18 protein-coding genes and 1 tRNA gene are annotated in these 23,719 nt (G+C 27.0%); 6 read left to right on the top strand and 13 right to left on the bottom strand.

Going from position 1 to position 23,719, the window contains the following annotated elements; genetic code table 4:
* Positions 1-11 precede the first annotated feature (11 nt).
* The 5 genes from thrS (at position 12) to MCAV_RS00075 (ending at position 5,408) form a co-directional block, all read left to right on the top strand.
* Positions 12-1,772 (top strand): threonine--tRNA ligase, encoded by a 1,761-nt coding sequence (gene thrS / locus MCAV_RS00095; RefSeq protein WP_391591865.1) that lies wholly within the window; start codon positions 12-14, stop codon positions 1,770-1,772.
* 5 nt (positions 1,773-1,777) lie between these two features.
* The gene (locus MCAV_RS00090) at positions 1,778-2,929 is read left to right on the top strand and encodes a hypothetical protein (RefSeq protein WP_391591864.1); all 1,152 of its coding nucleotides are present in this window, start codon (positions 1,778-1,780) and stop codon (positions 2,927-2,929) included.
* Positions 2,930-3,044: 115 nt separating this feature from the next.
* Entirely contained in the window at positions 3,045-3,314 is a 270-nt protein-coding gene (gene rpsO, locus MCAV_RS00085) for a 30S ribosomal protein S15 (protein WP_391591863.1), read from the top strand.
* A gap of 214 nt (positions 3,315-3,528) precedes the next feature.
* Positions 3,529-3,792 (top strand): HPr family phosphocarrier protein, encoded by a 264-nt coding sequence (locus MCAV_RS00080; RefSeq protein ID WP_391591862.1) that lies wholly within the window; start codon positions 3,529-3,531, stop codon positions 3,790-3,792.
* Between the two features lie 98 nt (positions 3,793-3,890).
* Positions 3,891-5,408 carry an MATE family efflux transporter gene (locus tag MCAV_RS00075; RefSeq protein ID WP_391591861.1) on the top strand — a complete coding sequence of 506 codons (1,518 nt, stop codon included), beginning with the start codon at positions 3,891-3,893 and terminating at the stop codon, positions 5,406-5,408.
* A gap of 6 nt (positions 5,409-5,414) precedes the next feature.
* Here the strand turns inward: MCAV_RS00075 and MCAV_RS00070 are convergent, their stop codons facing one another.
* From MCAV_RS00070 to MCAV_RS00060, 3 genes are read right to left on the bottom strand one after another with little or no spacing between them, the layout of a single operon-like run.
* Positions 5,415-6,380 carry a bifunctional oligoribonuclease/PAP phosphatase NrnA gene (locus MCAV_RS00070; RefSeq protein ID WP_391591860.1) on the bottom strand — a complete coding sequence of 322 codons (966 nt, stop codon included), beginning with the start codon at positions 6,378-6,380 and terminating at the stop codon, positions 5,415-5,417.
* The gene (locus tag MCAV_RS00065) at positions 6,370-7,365 is read right to left on the bottom strand and encodes a bifunctional oligoribonuclease/PAP phosphatase NrnA (protein ID WP_391591859.1); all 996 of its coding nucleotides are present in this window, start codon (positions 7,363-7,365) and stop codon (positions 6,370-6,372) included. Before MCAV_RS00065 ends, MCAV_RS00070 begins: the two co-directional genes overlap by 11 nt.
* Positions 7,349-8,335: a bifunctional oligoribonuclease/PAP phosphatase NrnA gene (locus tag MCAV_RS00060; protein ID WP_391591858.1), complete on the bottom strand. Its 987-nt coding sequence runs from the start codon at positions 8,333-8,335 to the stop codon at positions 7,349-7,351. Before MCAV_RS00060 ends, MCAV_RS00065 begins: the two co-directional genes overlap by 17 nt.
* 173 nt (positions 8,336-8,508) lie before the next feature.
* Between MCAV_RS00060 and MCAV_RS00055 the strand changes: the two genes are divergently transcribed.
* On the top strand, positions 8,509-9,993 hold the full coding sequence (locus MCAV_RS00055) for an aldehyde dehydrogenase family protein (RefSeq protein ID WP_391591857.1): 1,485 nt from the start codon (positions 8,509-8,511) through the stop codon (positions 9,991-9,993).
* A 120-nt stretch (positions 9,994-10,113) separates the two neighbouring features.
* Here the strand turns inward: MCAV_RS00055 and MCAV_RS00050 are convergent.
* The 10 genes from MCAV_RS00050 to MCAV_RS00005 form a co-directional block, all read right to left on the bottom strand.
* A tRNA-Ile gene (locus MCAV_RS00050) sits at positions 10,114-10,190 on the bottom strand.
* 83 nt (positions 10,191-10,273) lie between these two features.
* Positions 10,274-11,197, bottom strand: coding sequence for a PfkB family carbohydrate kinase (locus MCAV_RS00045; protein WP_391591856.1), 924 nt, complete (start codon positions 11,195-11,197; stop codon positions 10,274-10,276).
* A 14-nt stretch (positions 11,198-11,211) separates the two neighbouring features.
* The gene (locus tag MCAV_RS00040; protein ID WP_391591855.1) at positions 11,212-13,398 is read right to left on the bottom strand and encodes a fructose-specific PTS transporter subunit EIIC; all 2,187 of its coding nucleotides are present in this window, start codon (positions 13,396-13,398) and stop codon (positions 11,212-11,214) included.
* A 25-nt stretch (positions 13,399-13,423) separates the two neighbouring features.
* Complete coding sequence (gene gyrA / locus MCAV_RS00035) at positions 13,424-16,048, bottom strand: DNA gyrase subunit A (RefSeq protein WP_391591854.1); 2,625 nt, start codon at positions 16,046-16,048, stop codon at positions 13,424-13,426.
* Between the two features lie 9 nt (positions 16,049-16,057).
* The gene (locus MCAV_RS00030) at positions 16,058-18,031 is read right to left on the bottom strand and encodes a type IIA DNA topoisomerase subunit B (protein WP_391591853.1); all 1,974 of its coding nucleotides are present in this window, start codon (positions 18,029-18,031) and stop codon (positions 16,058-16,060) included.
* Positions 18,032-18,438: 407 nt separating this feature from the next.
* Entirely contained in the window at positions 18,439-18,684 is a 246-nt protein-coding gene (locus MCAV_RS00025) for an RNA-binding S4 domain-containing protein (RefSeq protein ID WP_391591852.1), read from the bottom strand.
* A 74-nt stretch (positions 18,685-18,758) separates the two neighbouring features.
* Complete coding sequence (locus tag MCAV_RS00020; protein WP_391591851.1) at positions 18,759-20,480, bottom strand: APC family permease; 1,722 nt, start codon at positions 20,478-20,480, stop codon at positions 18,759-18,761.
* Between the two features lie 171 nt (positions 20,481-20,651).
* Positions 20,652-21,794: a hypothetical protein gene (locus tag MCAV_RS00015; protein ID WP_391591850.1), complete on the bottom strand. Its 1,143-nt coding sequence runs from the start codon at positions 21,792-21,794 to the stop codon at positions 20,652-20,654.
* Between the two features lie 122 nt (positions 21,795-21,916).
* Positions 21,917-22,048, bottom strand: coding sequence for a hypothetical protein (locus MCAV_RS00010; protein ID WP_391591849.1), 132 nt, complete (start codon positions 22,046-22,048; stop codon positions 21,917-21,919).
* 228 nt (positions 22,049-22,276) lie between these two features.
* Entirely contained in the window at positions 22,277-23,698 is a 1,422-nt protein-coding gene (locus MCAV_RS00005) for a DnaA ATPase domain-containing protein (RefSeq protein WP_391591848.1), read from the bottom strand.
* Positions 23,699-23,719 lie beyond the last annotated feature (21 nt).

The following is a 23,719-nucleotide window of genomic DNA, read 5'->3' as shown; positions in this document are numbered from 1 at the left end:
CTGTTATTTTTATGAACCATTTTCCTGAAATTAAATATGAAATTAATCATAGTGCTGCTCATGTATTAGCTCAAGCATTATTACAACTTTATCCTAATGCTAAACTAGCAATTGGTCCTGCTATTGCTGAAGGGTTTTATTATGATGTTGATTTTGGTAATGAAGTTGTTTCAAGTAAAGATTTTAAAAAAATCAAAAAAGTAATGCAACAAATTATTAATCAAAAACTACCATTTAGTGAGCAATTAAAATCAAAAAAAGAATTGTTAACTTTTTATCAAAATAATCCTTATAAAACAGAAATCATTAATAGTTTAGATCAAGAAGATTTACAAGTTGTTTATACTGGATCGAATTTTTTTGATTTATGTAAGGGTGGTCATATTAAAAATACTGCAGAAATTAAAGCTTTTGAATTATTAAAAATTTCTGCTGCTTACTGGCGCAATGATAGTAATCAAGCTAGTTTAACAAGAATTTATGGTGTTGCTTTTGATCATCCTGATGATCTTGTTAATCATTTACAAATTTTAGAAGATTTAAAAATGTATGATCATCGGAAATTAGGATCAGATTTAAACCTATTTAGTTTTGATCCAATTATTGGTGCAGGATTACCAATGTGATTAGAAGATGGTAATATTACAAGAAATTTAATTAAACAATTTGTTAATGAAATTCAAATGGCTCATCAAGTTGATTTAGTAACAACACCAATTTTAGGCTCACAAGAACTTTATCAAACTTCAGGTCATTGAGATCATTATCAAGAAAATATTTTTCCACCAATTGTGCTTGAAAATAAGGCTTATATTTTAAGACCAATGACTTGTCCACACCATATCGTTTTATTTCAAAAAAACTTATGATCATATAAAATGTTGCCCAAAATTTATGGTGAAAATGCTGTGTTACACCGTTATGAACACTCTGGAGGATTAACTGGTTTAGAACGGGTTCGTTGTATGGAAATTATTGACAATCATGCTTTTATTGCCAAAAACCAAATTAATGATTTAATTAATACTGCTTATAGTATGATTAAAACTGCAGCTAGTGGTTTTAAAATTAGTTTTGATCAAATTGATCTAGCTTTACATGATCCTAATGATAAGATCAAATTTATTGATGATCCAATCATGTGACAACAATCTGAAAGTCAATTAAAACAAGCTTTAGAACGTTTAGGAATTAATTATCATCCTGTAGTTGGTGAAGCAGCATTTTATGGTCCTAAAATTGATTTTCAAATGCGAACAATTAGTAAGAAATTAATTACGATTGCAACAATTCAATTAGATTTTTTATTACCTAAAAAATTTAATTTAACTTACATTGATGAAAATGGTGATGCTAAAACACCCATTTTAATTCATATTGGCATTATTGGTACTTTAGAACGTTTTTTTGCTTTGTTATTAGAGCAATACAAAGGGGTTTTACCTTTTTGATTAGCACCAAAACAAGTAATTATTTTGCCTGTGAATCATCAAAAACATTTAACTGCAGCATTAGAATTAAAAGCTCAATTACAACAAAAACAAATTCGAGCAGTAATTGATGATACTAATGAGCGTTTAAGCAAAAAAATTCGTAGTGCACAATTGCAAAAAATTCCTTATCAAATTGTTATTGGTGATCAAGAAGCTAATTATTTATCACAAATTAATTTTCGTCAATATGGTAATGAAAAAACAGTTAAAATTAGTTTGGATGATTTCATTGTTAAACTAACTAGTTTAAATCAAAAACCAAAAACTAAAATTGAATAAAAAATATGATTTTTGACTCTAAATTAATTGTCATTGACGTTGATTTTTTTCATAATTTCGAATATGATCTTGATACTCGAAATAACATGAAACACTTATTACAACGAATTAGTGGCGAACAAAATTTAATTATTATGACTAATGAAAATTTAGTTGATTCTGTTAAAGAAATTAAAAAACTAAATTTACGTAGTGGTTATTTAATTGCTAATTCAGGAGCAATTATTTACAATATTGCAGCAGATTCACAAATGTTTAAAATTAAGTTTGCCATTGATGATGTCAAAACGATTGCTCATATTGCTACATTACGTGATTTATATGTTGTTATTAATGATGTTAAGGGTCAGAAAATTTCTTATGAATTAAATAATTGAGTTAGTAAATATTTCACAAATAAAACTTTTAATGAAGGAATTAAATTAGTTGTTTTTTATCAAAAATGAAATGATTTTTTAAATGCGATTGATGCACTAGAAGTTAGTGGAGTAGAAATTATTTTTCCTGAAGCTAATCAAGAGAAAATGATTGAAATTAAAAATGATTTTTTATCAAAAATGAATTTAATTGTTGAATCTGATATTTTTGTTTCAGATCAGCACTTATACATTACTCCTAAAAATGCTAAACGGGTTAATGCTTTATTTAAAATTGCTAAAACACTTAAAATTAATCCTAGAAAAAATTGTTTGTATCTTGGAGTTAATTGTTATGATCCAGAATTATACAAATATGTTTATTTAACAGCAACTTCAAAAGAATCATTAGAAAACTTATTAAAAGATCATGATCGTGATGATCAAGAACCACAAATTATTTTACCAAACCAATCAAAATGAATTCAGTGGTTAAATGAAAATGATTATTTATGATCACACCAACCAACTAATCCAATTAGTGATTATTTTTTAGCTTATAAAAATCACGTTGATTATTCTAAATTTAATTTAGAACTATTATCAGATAAAAACTTAAAAGTAATTAATTTTCAAAGTCGTTCTTGAAGCAAATTAATTAATAAAAAAACTAATTTATTAAGTACGTGAACTAAAAAAAATGAGCAATCAAAGTTGCATAAAACCCGTCAATTACCAGTTTGAGAAGAAAATAAAAAAGAATTAATTCAAAAAGTTTTTAGTACAGAACAAATAAAATAAGTTATAATTTTTTAGTTTCTTTTTTAACTTAATTATGATTAGACCTTTCACTAATTATTTTTAGGTTAAATTACTAATTAATCAATTGATAGATGAAAGGTTGCTTATATTACAAATGGCAATTACTAAAGAAAAAAAGACCGAATTAATTACGATTTTTGGTGGTTCAACTACTAATACTGGTTCAGTGCAAGTTCAAGTAGCACTACTAACTGAGCGTATTAAATATTTAACTGAACATTTAAAAAATAATAAAAAAGATTATTCTTCTAAACGTGGTTTGTTTAAATTAGTTGCTCAAAGACGCAGGCTATTAAATTATTTAAAGAGCAAAAATATTAATGCCTATCGTGATTTAATTAAAGTGTTGAATTTAAGAGGTTAATCATTATTAATTAATCAGATAATTGAAAAATTGTTTTTCTTAAATTAGGAAAAATCGTTTTTTAATTCTACTAATTGATTATAATTTTTATTAGGATTGAATCATTATTCAATTAATTTTTAGATTTTTTATAAGATCAAAAAAATGATTAGTGACAATCAAGAGATTAAAAACAAAATAACAAGCAATTTTTAAAAATTAATTTAAGGAACATATGTTAAAGTACAAGTTTACAATTTCAGATCCAATTGGTCTACATGCTCGTCCTGCAACTAAATTAGTTGCTGTAGCAACAAGATTTGAATCAAAAATTGAATTAGTTGTTGGTGAGAAAAAGGCTAATGTTAAATCAGTAATGAACTTAATGGCATTAGGCGCTAAAACTGGTGCTGTTGTTGAATTAGTTGTTGATGGTGAAGATGAAGCATTAGCTTTTGAATCTTTAAAACAAGCAATAGCTGAAAACAAATTGGGTTAAAAAATTATTCTGTTTTATAACAGTTATATAAAAACTAATAAATAGAAAATAATACATGCCCCTAAAAAAGCATGTATTTTTTATTATAGTGTGATTCCATGTACATTTTCAAACAAATTCAAAAATATTTTCCTACTGATCAGCAAGAGTGAAAATTATATTTAGCTAAAACTTTACCAATTGTTTTTGGTGCAGTCTTTTTTGCATTAAATTCTTTTATTGATAATTTCATGGTAACTTCTATTCCTAATGCTGTTGCTTCATTAGGATATGCTAATTCTTGAACGGCTGTGGTGTCCAGTTTTTTTATTGGTATTGGTATTTTTGGTTCTGCTCTAGTAGGTCAGTTTTATGGCGCAAAGAAATATCAGCAAGTAATTGAAGTTGTTAATTTTCGGATTAGTTTTTCATTATTAATTGCCATTATTTTTGCTTTAGTGGCTTGAATTATTCCCCAACCATTTCTTGAAGTTTTTTCACATGATAATGATAAAGCACCTGAACAAACGATTACTTATTTACGAATTATTGCCATTACTTGAATTTTATTAGCTTTTACTTATAATTCAGGTAATTTGTTACGTGAAGTTGCTTATGCTAAAGCTTCATTTTTTAATACCTTAATTACTTTATTAACTAATGTTAGTTTTAATTTAATTTTTGTTTATGCTACAAAATATGGTGCAGTTGGCACTGCATATGCTTCAATTATTTCACGAGTTGTTGCTTTAATTTTAAATGTAGCTGTAATGACTAAAATTAATCATTATCTTGTTATTAACTATTTTACTTTTTGAAAGTTTAGTCAAGCAATTTTAATTCAATTTAATAAAAGATTAATTGGCATTTTAATTTATTCACTAGCAATTAATTTAGTTGTTTTTCGTTCTTCAATTTGAAATGATGGCTTTGCAACATTAGGTGATCCTAATTATTTAATTACAGGTCCTGCTGTTTTAAGTTTAACATTAGCAATTACTAATTTAATGACTTCAAGTTTTCAAGCAATTAATGGTAATATTAACTTTTTTATTGGCACAAAAATTGCTAATAATCAAGTTGAATTAGCACTAGCTAATGCTAAAAAAGTTTTAGGAATTAATTTTTTAACTGCTTTAATGCTATCATTATTAACAATGATCTTAATTGTTGGTTTTGTTCATCTGCCTGGGTTTGCTTCAGGAGTTGAAGAAAATGTCATTCTTAATCAAAAAAATAAATTATCTAATGTTAATCAAGTTGCTCATGAAGCTGGTCAGTATTATTTAACTACTTTACAATATACCATTTTTGTAGCAGTTTTATATAACCCTGTTTGAATGTTATTACTAACTAATTTAAGAATTATTGGTTCAGGGGGTAGAAATAATATTGTTTCAATTGCTAATATGGTAACTAATTTAATGCAATTAGGTTGATTAGCAATTTTAGTTTATGCCATTTTACCAATTGCACCAGCAATTAGAGCAAACTTACCTTTAGCATACTTAATCTTTTTTGCTTCAGATGTAGTTAAATGATGGTTTTATATTTATTTAAGACATAAAATTAAATGAATTAAAAACTTAAGTACTGAACATGATCAATTAGTGCAATCAAAAAGAAGGTTTATTTAAGTAATTTTAAAACTGGTTGTTAATAATTTTTTTAGCATCAGCAACAATTAAAGCAATTTTATCACTAGTGTCAATCATGCAACCTGAAGCATAAATATGACCTCCACCGTTTCATTTTTCTGCTAGTTGTTTAACATTAAATTGATTCGAACGAAATTCACAACGAATTTGGTTTAAATTTTCTTGAGTAAAATAAATTCAAATTTGATATGACTCAATATTATTTAAAAGATGAACTAAATTAGCTTTTAGGGGTGAATTAATTCCTAGTTTTTTCTGGGTTGCTAAATCCATATAATAGTAAATGATACGATCTTCACATTTAACATTATTAATAATCTCGCTTTGGATTTGCAAATCATGTAATGAACGTTGTTTTAAGTTTTGATAAATTCAGTTTTTATTAGCATTATTTTTAATTAATTGATAAGCCATTGCAAACGTTCTTATTGATGCTGCACTAAAACAAAAATTACCAGTATCAGTAACAATTCCTAAATATAAAAAGGTTGCTGTTTGTTCAGAAATGTTCCAATTAACACTTAAAGCAAAATCAGTTAATAATTCACAAGTTGCTCCATAACTTGGATCATCAATTTCAAGATCGATTTTTAAGTTAGAACTACTATCATGATGATCAAAACGAATGATTTTTTTAAAAGTGTGTTTTAAAAATAAATCACCATATTCAATTCGTTGATGACTATTAACATCAACAACAATTGCTAAATACTGACTAAAATCACTAACTTGTTCAACTTGATCAAACTTTCAGTTAAAAAAAGAATAATGATCATAATGATTACCAAAAACTAAAACTTGTTTGTTAGGAAAATTATCTTTAATTAAATGTAATAAACCAAATTGTGCTCCTAAACAATCACCATCAGGTCGAGTGTGGTGAAAAATAACAATTTGATCATGTTCAGAGATTGTTTCTGCTAGTTGATAAAAAAGGGCTTTATTGTTCATTAAGACTAAAATTTTTTAAGTGTTCAATTAATTTAGGAACTAAAGATTTATCAAAAATTCCTGCAGTTGAATAGTGATGACCACCATAAGAATTAAATTTTGCTAAAGCATTTTCTACACTAATGGAATTAGAACGTAATCGAATTCGGACTCTTGTTTGATCTAGTTCAATAAAAAAGGCCCAAATTTTTGTTCCTTCAATGTTGCCAATTAAATTAGCATCATTTGATTCAACAATGTTTAAACGATAATTTTCAATTGTTGCTAAGCTAATATAACAATAAGCAAACTGGGCTTCAATTTTAAAGTTTGATCAAACAAAAGCATAAAAGCGTAATAAGTTTTCTTTTTGATGGTTTAATAATGCATTAATTTTATCAGTTTGCAATCCTTGCTGACATAATCAAGCAACTGTTTGAAAAGTACGACCATTAGTTTTTTCAAATGACATACAACCTGAATCAGTATAAATTCCTAAATAAAGAAATTGTGCACCAATTAAATTAATTTTTCAGTTAAGTTGTTTAGCCATTCAAGTGATTTGTTCACAAACAGCACTATAAGTATGATCAACCCATTCAAAATCATATTTAATGTTTGCTTTAGTTTTATGGTGATCAATTCTTAGTAATGTTGTAAAATGATTTGGTTGAAATAAATATTCTGCTAATTTAATTCGACTAATGTTATCTGAATCAACAACAATTGCTAAAGAGTTATTAAAAAATTGCTGATCAATTGTTTTTAAATCAGTATTAGTATTAGTTTTAGTTAAAAAAGGATATAAGTTTTCATGATCACCAACAGCAAAAACATTTTTATTAGCAAAGTTCGTCTTAATTAAGTGTAATAAACCAAATTGTGCTCCTAAACAATCACCATCAGGATAGTGGTGGTGAAAAATAAAAATGTTATCATGAGTGGTGATTAGTTGTGCAATTTGTTTAAAAATAATTATTTCATTTGGTTTATGATATTTGGACATAATGATTAATTGCCTCATTAATTACTTGAAATAATTTTGCTTGATCTGAGCGATTAATTGTTGCTCCTGCTGCTCAATCATGACCTCCACCATTAAATTGAATAGCAATTTGATTAACTTTAATCTGATTTGATCTTAATCGACAACGATATTGGTTATTGTCAATTTCAATTAAAAATAATCAAATTAAACTATCATCAACATTAGCAATTAAATTAACTGCACTAGCAACCGCATCAGTTAAATTAAATTTATTTAAAACTTGTTCAGTGACAATATAAGAGCAAACACGATTTTCCTTTTTAAAATGAGTTAAAACTTCTGCTGCATATTTTAGTTCACTAACTGTTTTCATTTTCAAGTTTTTATTAATATAAAAAAAATCAAATTCAGTCTGTTCAAACAATCAAGCAATTAGTTCATAAAATTTCTGATCTAATTGGTTGTAATTAAACCCCCCTGAATCAGTGTTAATTCCTAAATATAAATAATTAGCAATTGATCGATTAACTACTAAGTTGCTTGCTTGAACTAATGCTAAAATTTGCTGACAGCAAGCAACATAACTTGAATCAATAAAAGCATAATCATAATTAACATCATGATCATTAGGATGATGATCAATTCTAATTCTTTTAGTGAAATTAGCATTAACTAAAAAATCACCAAATTCAATTCGATTAGCATTACTAGCATCAACAACAATCGCTAAAGAATGATCATTAATTGCTTCAATGGGAATATCATCAATTGAATCCATTTGAAAATCAAGAAAAGGAAATAAGTTTTTACTATCACCAAGACAATAAACGATTTTGTCAGGAAAATTAGTTTCAATAACTTTTTTTAAACCAAATTGTGCTCCTAAACAATCACCATCAGGTCTAATATGATGAAAAATGACAATTATTTTAGCTTCACTAATTAATTGTCAAATTTTTTGAGAATGAATAATTAAACTATGATTCATGAATTAATCTTATCTTATAGATCTTAATAATAAGCAAGCAAAAATTAATAACTAAACTGATCAAAGTAGGATTATGATCAGTTTATCTTAAATATAATCTTAATTATATTTAATACTATTTTATAATTTTATTTTATAATTTTAATTATTTATCTTGTTAAAAGGAATTTTTTATGAAAGATTTTTCTGCCTATATTAATGGTCAATTTGTTAATAGTGAGCAAAAAGTAAAAGTATATAATCCAGAAAATCAAGCACTAATTGGTACTTTTCCTGCTTTATCAAAAACCCAAATTGATCAAGCATATAAGGCTGCTAGTGATGCTTTTTTAGTTTGAAGTCAATTTGATCATCAAAAACGAGCGCAATTTTTACTCAATTTTGCTGCTAGTTTAAAAGAACATGCTAAAGTTATTGCTGATTTAATGGTTCAAGAAATTGCTAAAAGTTTTAAAGAGGCTGAAACTGAAGTTTTAAGAACAGTTGATTATATTACTGAAACTGTTCATGCTTATTTAGAACTAGTTGAAACACCAGAAGTTTTCAGTCATGCTACTGAAGTTAGTATGCCTAAAGAAAAAGTAGCAACTTATTTTCGCAAACCTTATGGTGTAGCACTAACAATTTCACCATTTAATTATCCTGTTAATTTAATGATGGCAAAAATTGCTCCAGCATTAATTGTTGGTAATACGATTGTTCACAAATCTGCTAGTCAAGGATCATTAGTTGGCGCCTATGTAGCACAACTATTTGCTGATTTAGTGGTTGATGGTAAAAAACTACCCCCTGGTGTTTTTAATTATGTTACTGGTAAAGGTTCAGAAATCGGTGATTATTTAGTTGAACATCCAGCTGTGCAAATTGTTTCATTTACTGGAGGAACTGAAACAGGAAAAAAAATTGCTGCTAAAATGATGATGAAACCTTATGTTCTAGAATTAGGTGGTAAAGATGCAGCATTAGTTTTAGATGATGCTGATGATCTTGCTACTGCTAAAGAAATTGTTAAAGGTGCATACAACTTTTCAGGACAAAGATGTACTGCAATTAAGCGGGTTTTTGTTAGTGATCAAAAAGCAAAAACATTAGTACCTGAATTAGTTAAAGAAGTAGCAAAATTAGTTGTTGGATCAGCAAAGGATAATAGTAATATTACTCCTTTAGTTGAAGCATCTTCTGTGCAATTGATTAAGCAACTTTATGATGATGCTATTAGTAAAGGTGCTAAAAACTTAAGTGCACCACTAACAATTAAAAATCATTTAGTTAGTCCAGTTTTATTAGATTATGTCACTCAAGAAATGGATCTTGCTTGAACTGAACCATTTGCACCAATTCTACCAATTATTCGTTATCATAACATTGATCAAGCTATTAGTTTAATTAATCAATCAGAATATGGTTTACAAGGATCGATTTTTACTCAAGATTATCATCAAGCAGTAGCATTAGCTCATAAATTTGATACTGGAACTGTTAATGTTAATCGTGCTTCAAGTCGTGGACCTGATATTTTACCTTTTTTAGGAATTAAAAGTTCAGGTTATGGTGTGCAAGGGATTCGTGAAGCCTTAAAATTTTTCACAAGAATTCAAGGTTTAGTTTTAAATGATAAAACTCTTGTTGAACAATTTAATCATGAAACTAATGAATAAAGTTGTTTTTAATTTCTATTAAAAAATAAATTATTAAAAAAATAAAACTATTGCAAACATTTTTATGAAAAATATGCAATAGTTTTTTAATTTATTTAGATTGTTGATTAAAAATATAAATGGTAGGATCAATGGGGCTTGAACCCATGACCTCGCCCTTATAAGGAGCGTGCTCTAACCGACTGAGCTATGATCCCAAAAAATCATTAATGATTAAACCATAAAAATTAATACTAGTAGTATTTTAATCAATATTTATGTTTATCATTAAGATTTTGCATTAAGATTTGCAATTGATTAATTTAATCTTAACTGCTGCTAAATATTTTTCAGTTAATACTTGATTACCTAATCAACTTTGACTTACTGTGCCAACTGCTGCAGCATTAGCATAAACAAAAGCATCAATTACATTAATTCCTTGATGTACTAAAGCACTAAAAAGGGCAATTAAACTATCACCTGCACCAGTTGCTGATGCTACTTTTAAATTGTTGCAATTAATTGTTACTTGATAAAAATTACCTAAATGATCTAATAAAACTGAACCGTTTTCACCTTGAGAAACAATTACGTATTTTGCACCTTGTTGTTGTAATAAACTCATTGCATGATATAAATCATTTTGATTATCAATTTTAAAATGATAATTTGTTTTAAGTTCAAATAAGTTTGGTTTAATTACTAATGGCTGATATTGCAAATATTGATGATTATTAGTTGAATCAGTATCAATAATAAAAGCAATCTTTTTTTGAGCTAAAAATTCTAAAACACTTAAAACAATGCAATGATCAACCTTGCCCATAATCATCACTAAATCATGAGGTTGAATTTTATTTAATAAACTAAATAATTGTTCTAAATGATCATGATTAATTTCAGGTTTAGCACCATTTAATTCAAAGTAATTATTAGTACTATAACACTTAACATTAATTCGAGTTAATGGTTCAGTTGCAATGTTTTCTAAAACTAAGTCTTCTTGAACTAAAAAATGATTAATTAATTCTAAAGATTGTTGGTTAAAAAAACTAATTGCAGTAGTTTTAATTTGATGTCGTTTTAAAATAATTGCAGCATTAATTCCTTTACCACCAGGATATAAATTAGCATTTTGAAAACGATTAACTTGATTTAATTGAAAATCATTAATTTCAATCCAATAATCAATTGCTGGAGCAAACGTAATAGTATAGATCATTATTTAAATAAGACTTATTTTTTAAAACGATCTTTAATTTTTTTCAAATTATTAGTTTTAGTAATTAGTAGTTTAGTCATTTGGTTTAATTTAATTAAAGCACGGTTTTTATCTTTTTGATCATTCAAAATGAAAAATAATTGTAAAAATCCAGCATGAATGATTGTGCCAATAATTAAAGTTAAAATGAATAAGGCAATTCCTAAACCTAAACTAGCGCCTTTTGAAACAACTAAATTAGAATTAAATAATAAAAAGACGAAAATGCCACCATGTGGTGCTTGGACACTTAAACCAAATAAGACTGAAATTAATCCTGTTAGTGCTCCTGCAATGACATTAGCAGGAACAAGAATTTTAGGATATTTAGCAGTAAAAGGAATTGCACCTTCTGAAATAAAACTTAGACCAAAAATTCAGTTGGAAATTGCTGAACTACGATCTTCAACTGTTCAATATTTTTTACCAACTAAAGTTGATAGAGCAATCCCTAATGGAGGAATCATACCTGAAATCATCACTGCTGCCATTGCTACTGAACCACTTGGTCCATCACTATTTAATTGACTAGCTAATGCTGTACTTAAAGTTGTTGTTCCAAAAACATATGCTGCTTTATTAACTGGACCACCTAAATCAAACGCCATCATTGCCCCTAAAGTTAAACCAAGTAATCAAGCAATATAAGGTCTTGATTCTAAAAAGTTTAAAACGTGAGTAAAACCTAAATTTAAAAACTGTAAGGGAATGTTAATAAATCAGAAAACAGTAGCAACTAAAATTGTACCAATTAAGGGAATGATTAAAATTGTTTTAATCCCACTTAATGATTGGGGAATATATTTGAATAAATATTTGTTTAGAGCGATTAAAATTGCTGCAGCAATAAACGCACCAATAATTGCACCAAAAAAACCTGAATTAACATCAATAATATTAATTGGTTGATTACCAATATTAACAACAACTCGGTTTAAGTTAATTAAATTTAATAAACTATTACTCTTACCTGTTGCCATAAAACCAACAACAAAACCAACTAATAAACCCATTTTTCCAACCATAGCAAAACAGATATATGCTGCTAATATTGGCACAATTAAATCAAACCCAAGATGACCAATTGTACCAAATCATTTTGCTGTAGCAGTCGCTCCACCTAATTGATTAAACCCAATTGTATTTAAGTTGATTACTCCTGTATAGTGTGAAAGAATATCAATTAAAAACGCTAAAGCAATCATAATGCCACCAAAAACAACAAATGGTAGCATATAAGAAACACCTGTAAGAATCGAACGATAACCTTTTTTGAAAAAACCATTAAAAGAAAGTGTACCTTCTTGACTAAAGTTAGTTGCTTGAACACTATCACTAGTAATGTTTTTTAGTTTGCTTCCTTTTTGATCTAATACTGCTTTAATTAATTCAGTTGGTTTAGCAATTGCTTTTGAAGTTGTAGTTTCAATTACATTATTAGATGAAGCAAATCGTTCAGTAGCAACAGCGCGATCAATTGCTAAAATCACACCTTGAGCATGATTAATTTCTTGTGCACTTAAAACATTTTTAGCACCTTCAGTTCCTTGACACTCAACTTTAATTTTAACTTTTAATGCTTTAGCTGCTTTTTCTAATTGTTCTGCAGCCATAAAAGTATGAGCAATGCCTGTTGGACATGCTGTAATTGCTACAACATCATAATTAGCATCATTAGTTATAAGATCGTTAGTTTTAGTTGCAACTAAGTTTTCATAATGATTAAATAAGTTAATTAATTGATTGGCATTACTAACTTGATTTAAATCATTAATAAATTTTTGATTAATTAATAATTTTGATAAATTAGCAAGAACAGTTAAATGAGAACTTTCACCTTCTGCTTTTGACATGGCAATTGCAAAAATATACTGAACTGGTTTTTGATCTAAAGATTTTCAGTCTAATGGTTTAACTTTAATAAAAGCAATAGTGCTTTTTAACATTACTGGATCACGCAGATGGGGAATAGCAATCCCATCACCAACACCAGTTGTTGCTATAGTTTCACGTTCACTAAAAAGATCATATACTTTCTGTTGTGAACTTGCATACTTAAAAGCAACTAATTTTTGACTTAAAAATTTTAATGCTGCTGCTTTTGAACTAAAGCTTTGATTAAAAAAGATTAAGTTTTTTGATAATAAATTAGAAATCTGCATAAATTATTTTTAAATAAGTTTTTTTCTAAAAATTATGATCATTATCAAAATCATCATTTCCTATTTGATCATTTTGTTCTAAATCATGATTAGTTTCTTTATTAACATCACTAGCATTCACTTCAATTTCAGATTGGTTTTTTTGGTTTTCAGGATCAAAATATTTAGTTGCATAAACAATTTTTTGATCATTTAATTTTTCCATGTTTAATAGTTTAACTCCAGTCGTATTTCGTGCTTGAACTTTTAAACTACTAATATTAAAACGGTTAGTATAACCTTTATCAGTAATTAAAAATAAGTCTTCATTACCATGAACAATTAAGCACATAATCATTTTACCCGCTTTTTCGTTCGATTTTTGGGCAATTAAACCTTTAGAGTTTCGCTTAGTTAATCTAAAATCTTTAACTTCAGATAATTTACCAATGCCATTTTCACTAATTGATAATACTAAATGACCACTTTGAGTTGAAGATGCTGAAATTAACTGATCATTTGCTGCTAAGTTAATACCACGTACTCCCATAGCAGTTCGGCCATACGCGCGTAAGTTTTTCGCTGCAAAACGGTTCATGCGGTTTTGTGATGATGCTAATAAAATATCATCTTGATCAGTTGCAAAAAAGACGAATAATAATTCATCATCCTCATTAAGAGTAATCGCTTTTTTACCATTACTATTAATTTTAATAAAATGAGCTAAACTAGTTTTTTTAACAATTCCTTTTTTAGTTGCAAATACTAAATAACTAGTTTCAGGATTTAAGTTTGACTGATTGACTAAAACAGTTGCAATTTTTTCATTATCTTCTAATGATTTAAAAAGTTCTTTAACAGTTTTTCCTTTAGCAACTCGTTCAGTTTTTTCAATCTTATGCACTGGAGCAGTATAAACTTTTCCCTTAGTACTAAAAAAGAATAATTGATCATGAGCATTAGCAACTAAAACCATTTTAATGAAGTCTTCTGAATACATCGCATTAGCTCTAACACCAACTCCACCACGATTAGTAGTGCGATAATCATCAATTGTAGTACGTTTTAGAAAACCCTTATCAGATAAAGTAATCACAACTGGAGTATTAGGAATTAAAGTTAGATTATCAATTCTGCCTGTGGAATTGTGATAAATCACTGTTTTTCTTGGATCACCATATTTATTTTTAATTGTTTCAATTTTCTCATTAATAATTTCTGTTTGTTTTTCATGTGAGTCTAAAATCAATTGGTGATCAATAATGTTTTGTTGTAATTCAGCAATATTTTCTAATAATTTTTGTCGTTCGATTTTTTGCAAATTTTTTAAAGGTAAATCTAGAATATCTTTAATTTGTTCTTTTGATAACTGATAAAGATTAGTTAAATCAATTTCAACATGATCAGATTCTTGAATGATTTTAATAATATCATTCATATGATCAGCAACAACTTTTCTACCTTCAAGAATGTGCATGCGTTTTTTAAATTTAGTTAAATTAAAATTAGTTTTGCGCACTAATACTTGATACTGGTGTTTTAAATATAATTCTAAAACTGCTTTAATGCCCAATACTTTTGGTTTTTGATCAACAATGACAGTTAAATTAACTGAAAAATTACACTGTAAGGGACTGTGACGGTATAAGGCATTTAAAACCAAATCAGGATTAGCATCTTTTTTTAGTTTAATAATTAATCTAATGCCATCACGATTACTTGATTCATCATTAATGTCATCGATTTTATCTTTAATTCCTTCAACAATTGGTTCATTAGCTTTAGGTCTTGCTAAACTAACAATTCGTTTAATTAAACTCTCTTTAGTTATAATGTAAGGAATTTCAGTGACAACAATACAATTGTGATTATTAATTTTTTCAAAATGGGTTTTAGAACGGTTTTTAAAACTACCACGTCCAGTAGCAAAATAGTTTTCAATCCCATCAACATTATGAATCTCACCACCTGTTGGAAAATCAGGACCTAAAATGTATTGGTTTAGTTCACTACTAGTAATATTAGGGTTTTTTAATAAGGCTTGAGCACCATTACAAACTTCAATTAAGTTGTGTGGGGGAATATTTGAAGCCATTCCTACAGCAATCCCTTGAATCCCATTAATTAGAATATTAGGAACAACTGTTGGTAAAACTGTTGGTTCTTTTCTAGTGCCATCATAATTATCAATAAAATCAACAGTATCTTCATCAATTCCTTCTAAAAATAATTCACCAATTTTTGAAAGTCGTGATTCAGTATAACGCATTGCAGCAGCAGCATCACCATCAATCGAACCAAAATTACCTTGCCCTTCAATTAAGGGATAGCGCATTGAAAAATTTTGGGCTAAACGAACTAAAGCTTGATAAATTGAACCATCACCATGAGGGTGATAAAACCCCATTACCATCCCAACTAAGTTTGCTGATTTACGAAAACGTTTATCACTAGTTAATTTTTCAACAAAAGCTGTATATAAAATGCGACGATGAACTGGTTTTAAACCATCACGAACTTCAGGTAAAGCTCTTGAAGTAATTACTGACATTGAATAAGTTAGAAACGAACGACTTAATTCTTCAGTAATTTCAACTGGATTAATTTTTGACAAACTTAATGATGCAGCAATATTATCAATTTTATTTTGTTTGTTATTTTTGTTATTCATTATTTGTAATTAGATATCTAAATCTTTAATTTCTTTATCGTTTTTTAAAATAAATTCTTTTCTTGGTTTAGTATCAGTTCCCATGAGTGCAGAGAACATTTGATCAGCATTAATTGCATCGGCAATATTTACTTTTAAAAGTGTGCGGTTTTTTGGATCCATTGTTGTTTCTCACAACTGTTCTGGTGACATTTCACCTAATCCTTTAAAACGACTAACTTCATATCGTTCATTTTGATGCTTGTTTTTATATTCTTCTAATAATTCTTCTGTTGCTAAATACAAATTTTTCTTAGTGTAACTAATTCGAAACAGTGGTGGTTGAGCAATATAAACATGACCAGCATCAATTAATTGTCTCATGTTACGATAAAAGAAAGTTAGTAATAAAATGCGAATGTGTAAGCCATCAACATCAGCATCAGTCATAATGATAATTTTGTTATAACGGAGTTTTTTTAAGTTAAAACTATCACTATACTGACAACCAATCGCATTAATTAAACTTTTAATTTCTTCATTATTTGAAAAACTGCTAGTATCACTCTTTTTTTCAGTATTTAAAATTTTTCCTTTTAAGGGTAAAATTGCTTGAAACTCACGTTCACGACCGCTTTTGGCTGATCCACCAGCAGAATCACCTTCGACAATATAAAGTTCAGAAATACTTGGGTCTTTAGTAGAACAATCTGCTAGTTTTCCAGGTAGGGAACTAAATGAATCTAATAATGTTTTACGTTGGGTTTCTTTATCGCGATCAAGTTTTAGCCTTCAGTTACGTTGCTCAATAATTCTTTCAAAAATTAATTTTCGTTGTTGGGGGTTTTCTAATAAATAACGTTCAAATTGTTCAGCAACAATATATTCAATTGGTTTAATACTTTTTGGTGAAGGTCATTCATCTTTAGTTTGGTTTTTGTAATTACGATCAGAAGAATAAACTGAAATAATTGCTATTAGTGGACTAGTAACATCTTCTTGTTTAATTTCATTACTGTTTTTAATTAATTTATCATCTAACATTCATTTTTTCACTACTTTAGATAATCCGTTTTTAAATCCTTTAATGTGCGCGCCACCGTTTTTGTTATGAATGTTGTTAGAAAAAGCAATGTTGTTAGAAAAATCATCAATTTTTGGATCAAGATTTTTAACATACTGAAAGGCAAAATTAACTTTTAAGTTATTAATTGCTGAAGTAGATGATCCAGAAATAATTGGAACACCATTCAAGCCTTGACGATCAGTAGTACTATTAATTTCTTTAATTCAATCAACAATACCATTTTCTGATTCTCAAGCGTTTTCTTTGTTAATTTCTTCTTGAATTAAAACAAATTTAATTCCTGGATTTAAATAGGCCAAATCTTTTAAACGATTGCTAATATCATCAGAATTATATTTAGTTTCAGGATCAAAAATAGTATCATCAATTTTTCAACTAATTTCTGTTCCTGTTCTTGAACCAATGTCTTCACTAATTACTTTTGTTGCTTGCTTGATTTTACCACCATCAGTAAAAATCGCTTGGTATTTTTTCCCATCACGATAAACATTTACTTCAAGCCATTCTGAAAGAGCATTAACACAAGTGATTCCAACCCCATTAGTTCCACCAGAATGGGTGTAAGTGTTATTATTAAACTTCCCACCAGAATGGACTGTTGTTAGAACTGTTTCTAATGTTGAAATATTAGTATCAGGATGAATATCAACAGGAATACCACGACCATAATCAGTTACTGAAACAACTTTATTAGCTTTAAGTCGAACAACAATTTCCTTTCCATAACCATGGGATGCTTCATCAACAGCATTATCAATCGCTTCTCATATTAAATGGTGTAAACCATTTTCTCCTGTATCACCAATATACATTCCTGGACGAATGCGAATCCCTTCTAAGCCTTTAAGAACACGAATCGCACTATGATCATATTTATCTTTTGGATTAGATAAATTTTGTTTATTATTTTCACTCATTATTGATTTAATGAAATTACCTTAATTTTTTTACTAATTAATTTAATCAATAATCAATATCATTAATTATTGATTCATTAATTTATTATGAAAAATATCACTTTTTGAAGAAAAAAAATGCAGTAAAAATTGCAACAATTATTTGGAAAAAAATTAACAAAATTTTTATAGCTTTTATTTAGTCTAAATAATCCAAAAATTTACTAATTTTTTAACTCAATAAAAATGATATTTTTCTTAGTTCTAATTATATCATTAAATCCTTTCTATACCTTAATAAAATGCAGTTTTGACCCCTTATTTTTAGCCCTATTTTTGACTTAAAAATGAGTCGAAAATAAAGCAGAATTTTTTAACTAAAAAATAAGTGATTTTTTGGTTATAATTGTTGCTAAAAAACGATTAATTTAACCTTGTTTAATAATAAATTTTTGATTATTGATTATTACAATGTCATTAGGATAAATTTTGGCACCACGTTCAGTTCTAATTTGATTATTAATCATTACTTTTTCTTTTAGTAAATACTGTTTGGCTTGATGACCAGAACTAATTATGCCTACTAATTTTAGTAGTTGTGATAATTTAATATAACTTGTTTTAACAATAACTTCTTGCATAAATTCAATTTTTCTTTTTTTGTTTGATGGCATAATAAAAACCACCTTCAACTGCTTACTTAAAAGGTGGTTAATATTAAAAATAATCAATTAACTTTTAGGTTTAATTATTTTCTTTTATTATGAATAAATTCTTCAAAACTAGATAGACCATAGTTTAAGTTCTGACGAATTTGTTTGGAAATGTTTGGATTAGAAAAACTACGTTTAGGATAGTTAGTTTTAAATTCTTTATGTGCTTCAACTTTAAAAATTGCTTCATCACTATCACCACGATCAGAATGTCATTTAACAATTGCCATAATTAATTTGTTTAATAATGGTAAAAACAAGAACACAACGCCTAAACCAATGAAAACATAAGCAACTGATTCATAATTAGCTGGTGATGTTGGTGTTAGATCAGCAAATCCACCTCAACCTAAAGCTTGTTGAACTGTTTGGTTAGAATTTTTAAGAGCACTAATAATGAAAACATAAAATGTTTGATAGAAAACAATTAACCAACAACCTAAAAAAGAGATAATACAGAAAGTAATATGAATCCAAAATCTACGATCTTTTTTAACTCGTAACTTAATTTTTTCTACTGCTGATAATAATGGTAATAAACCATAAATTAAAAAGAAGAATAAAGTTGGCGCATTTGTTAGTCCATCAATATAAACATCACTATTAAAGCCATAAATAACAGCAATATAAACTAATGATCAGAAAATCGAAATAATTAGTTGTAAGTATAATCCTGCTAAATCTTCATTTCCTCTAGCTTTTTCTAATAACCAAGTAGTACCAACAATTTTCTGTTCAGCAACTGTTCCAGCAAATAGTTTAATGCTTGATGCAGCAAAACCGTTTAATACTCCTAATACAGAAATTAAAATTAGCGCAAAAAAGGCTTGAGTAATTCCTCCAGAAATACTTTCTGCAGTAGATTTGCTAACACCAAAAGCTTCTTGTAATAAAGTAGGATTGAAAACGTTTCAAGAAATTCCTTCATGAACTAAAATTTGGGCAATAGTAATTAGAATATAAACAGCACCAATTGTCACAATTGAAACAGTAATTAAAATTGGTAGTTTTTTTCTTGGGTTTTCCATGCTAGGCACAAGTGGGCCAAAGTTTAAAAATGAATCAAAAGCAAATAAAATTCCAGGTAAGCCAATAATAACAGCATTAAAGTTAAATGGTTTTATTGCAATATTAGGATTTGCTGAAGGATTGTTTTCAATAAAGAATAAACTGCTTTTTGGTGAAATTGCACCAAAAACAACTCCAAAAATAACCACGGCAATTAATGGAATAAATTTAACAACTAAACTAAATTTTTGAAAGTGTCCTGATAATTTCAAAGAAATATAGTTAAGAATTAAAAAAATTAGGTATAGTGCTGTTCCTAAGAAAACAACTAAACTAACTGTTGAATACTGACCTAAACCATCTTTTAAAATGCCACCATTAACAGCAGTAAAGTTTAATAATAACATTTCTGCTGAATAATATGAAATTCCTGGTAGTAGTAAGCCATAGTAGAAAATTGGTAAGTTAAACTTAACAAAATAACCTAAGCCTTTACCACCATATTTTTCTGATCAGCGCCCAAGGCCCAAACGCGAAAATGAGGATAAGCCGATTTCAGCATAACTAAGAGCTGTAACTAAACAAATTAAAGTAGAAATAATTCAGGCTAAAAGAATTGATGTTGGATTAAATTCTGAAGACTTAAAGACAGAACCGTTTTTTAGAAAGATCCCAATTCCAATAACAGATCCAACAAACATTGCAAATAAAGTAAAAAAGCCAATTTTGGCGGTCGTCGTGCGATTCATAACAAACTTAACTGAAAGATAGATAAACTAAACTTATATTAAATCTTATTTTGATAAGTTATTACTAATTTCTTAAATTTAATAAATTTAAGAAGATAGTAATTAAGTTATTATATCACATTATTAATTTAGTTACTAACTTATATTAAGTTGTTCAGTTAAATATACTAATTATTGATGGTGGTTTCTTGTTGGTAAAATGATTTCTTGATAGGGACAATCAGTATTAAGTGGCTTAATAATTGTTGGTTGAGTTGGTTCAGTTAGTGCTAAAATCACACTTTCAGAATCAATATTACGTAATAAGGCTTTTAGTTTTTGTGAATCAAAAGAAATTGAAATATTCTTTTTAGTAATATTTTTAACAATAATTTCTTCTTTAGATGAACCGCGTTGACTACCCTTATTTTCAATAATCAATTTGTTTCCAGCAATTTCACAACAAATAATTTTTGGTAAACTATCACTTAAAAGTGAGCTACGATCAATTGCATCAATTAAGTTATTTTTATTAACAACGATTTTACGATCATATTCTTTTTCAAACCAATGAATAATTGATGGATATGTTTCATCAATTAAACGTGATTTAATACAAACATCATCTTTTTTAATAATTAAGTTATTTTTGTTTAAATAAAATTCGATTATTTGCTCATTTTCATTAACTAATCGTAAAATTTTATTAATTACTGATGGAATAATGTTAAATTCAAAATCAAGACTATCATGAGCAAAACAACCATAAACAACACTATAAGCATCAGTACTTAAAATTTTTAATTGTTTATCAACGTTCTTAAAATTAATTGCAATAATGCTGTTATTAACGTTGCTTGTATAGTTTTCATTGTTTTGTTTAACAAAGTCTTTAAAGCGTAAATAAATTTCTTTTAAAAAACTTTTTTCAAAATCGATTTTTTGATAATTAGTTGTATCAAAATCTTCAAACTTAAAGTTAGGTTGGTTGTATGAAGATAAACTACAATTATATGAACCACAATTTAGTTGAAAATTATCACTTTCAGTTTTAAAAATCTCAACATAATCATCTGTTAAGTGTTCGATTAGATTAATTAAAATTTTAGCGTCAATAAAAATTTTACCTTCTTGAATAATCTGAAGTGAATCTTTATCTTCAGGAATACGAAACTTAACATTCATTAAACTATCTGAAGCATATACTGATAAATACTTATTTTCACAAATAATTAAAACGCCTTCACTCTCTCTTCTAAACCAATAATTAGAAATTGAGATATTAGCAATATTTTTAATTTTTTTAAAGTTTTTTAGTGAGATTTTTAATTTCATGCTAATAATTAAAATAAACTCTTATTAATAAAATATCTTAAGGTTTTAAGATAAAGTAATTTAGTAATTATATCTGATATAAATTTATTTACTAATGCTAATTTTGATATCGTTATTAAGTTTTATTTTATTGCAATAGTAACAATAATAGCAATAATAATTGCAATCCCAGTACTAACTATTAATAATAAAACTTCTTCTGGTGATCTTGGTTTTCTTCTTCTTCTTAATCTTCTCTTTCATCTACGACCCATATAGTGATATTATTTATTCTTTTATTAATTTATTACTTAATAAGATTAATTGTATAAGAAGATTTTTAAGATTAGGTTTTAAATATCTATTTATAATTTAAGAAAATAAATATAATAAATAATTAAAATAAATATATAAATAATAATTTAATTATTGTCAAATAAGTTTTCCCAAAGAGTAATTATCCACAAAAGTAGGAGTAATTTGTGAATAACTAATTCAAATTTTTAGTTATCAGTTGAATTAATTGAGGGAGTAATACTTTTAATATAGTCTTTAAAATGTTTATTATTTTTAAATTCCAATTTAATTTGGTTTAATGAGTTTCTAATTGTACTATGATCTCTTTGTAAAATTTTACCAATTTTAGCTAAACTATACTTCATTTCAGTTTTGAGAATATAAGCAATAATATTACGATTATTAACAATATCTTGTTTACGTGATGGACTTAAAATTTCTTCAAGATTAACATTTAGTTTTTCACAAATTCGTTGAATGTAATTATATTCATTATCAATACCATTTTTAGGAATCGTACCAATAATTCCTGTTTGCTCAATTACTGTTTCAACTGTTTTACTATCAACCATAATCAGTTGCTTACCTGTAACTAAATAAAACAATAAAGTTGATAGATGACCAAAAACAACTCGAATGTCTTTACCTAATAAAAATGCTAAGTAGTTAATTGCACCATCAGTAATTTTTAAGTTTGGTGCAACTTTATCAATATAACTTTTAATTAGAATTTTAATTGCATCAGGATTTGGTTTTTTAATTTCACATTGTCTGCCTGATAAAATTCTTGATCTTAATGCTTCATCAAAACCAACTAAATCTTGAACTCGTTCAGAAGAGAAGAAAATAATTTTTTTATCATTTTTTGACATATATTCAATTAAGTTAAACAAAATAGTATTAACTTTAATTAATTCTTGAAATTTTTGTAAATCATCAATAATTAGTAAATCACATTTAGAATATTTATCAATAAAAGTTTGAAAATCAAAATCTTTGTTTTTTAGTAAGTTGTTATATTCTAAAGTTAGTTTAAAACTATCAAAATATAAAATCTTTTTACTGTTTTTAAAAATTTTTTTAGCATAGTTAATTAGTGAAAAAGCAAAATGAGTTTTACCAACTCCAATTCCACCATAAAAAAAACAAATTTTAATTAGTTTGTTACTAAGATTGTCAATAAAACCTCGTCCAATTTCAACAGCAAACTTATTACCTTCATGAATAATGAAATTATCATATTGATAAAAGTCTTTTTCTAACATTTGATCAAAAACGATTTCTGGTTTATTAACTTCTTCAAGATCAAAACTAGCAATTCCTAACTCTTCTTGTTTAGTTAGTAACTCAGGACTAATTTCACCATGATGATCAATTGGTTTAATAATGACAAAATCAATTTTAGTTTTAGTATTTAAGACTTTTTCTGCTGCTGCACTTAATTGCGAATAAAAATCATTTTTTAGTAAGGCAATATTAATTTTTGAACCATAAATTGTTAAACCTTTTTTTTCATTAAAATCGATTTTACAATTAATAAAATTTTTTAAATAAATGTTATTATCAATTTGATGACTTAATTCTTCTAAAATTAATTCTCAAATTTTATCTTTTTTATAAATATTCATATTAATCAATGATGATTGCTT

The sequence above is a fragment of the [Mycoplasma] cavipharyngis genome (assembly GCF_042984175.1).
In the GTDB taxonomy this organism is placed as follows: domain Bacteria; phylum Bacillota_I; class Bacilli_A; order Mycoplasmatales; family Mycoplasmoidaceae; genus Mycoplasma_N; species Mycoplasma_N cavipharyngis.
This window is presented reverse-complemented; position numbering and strand designations above follow the sequence as displayed.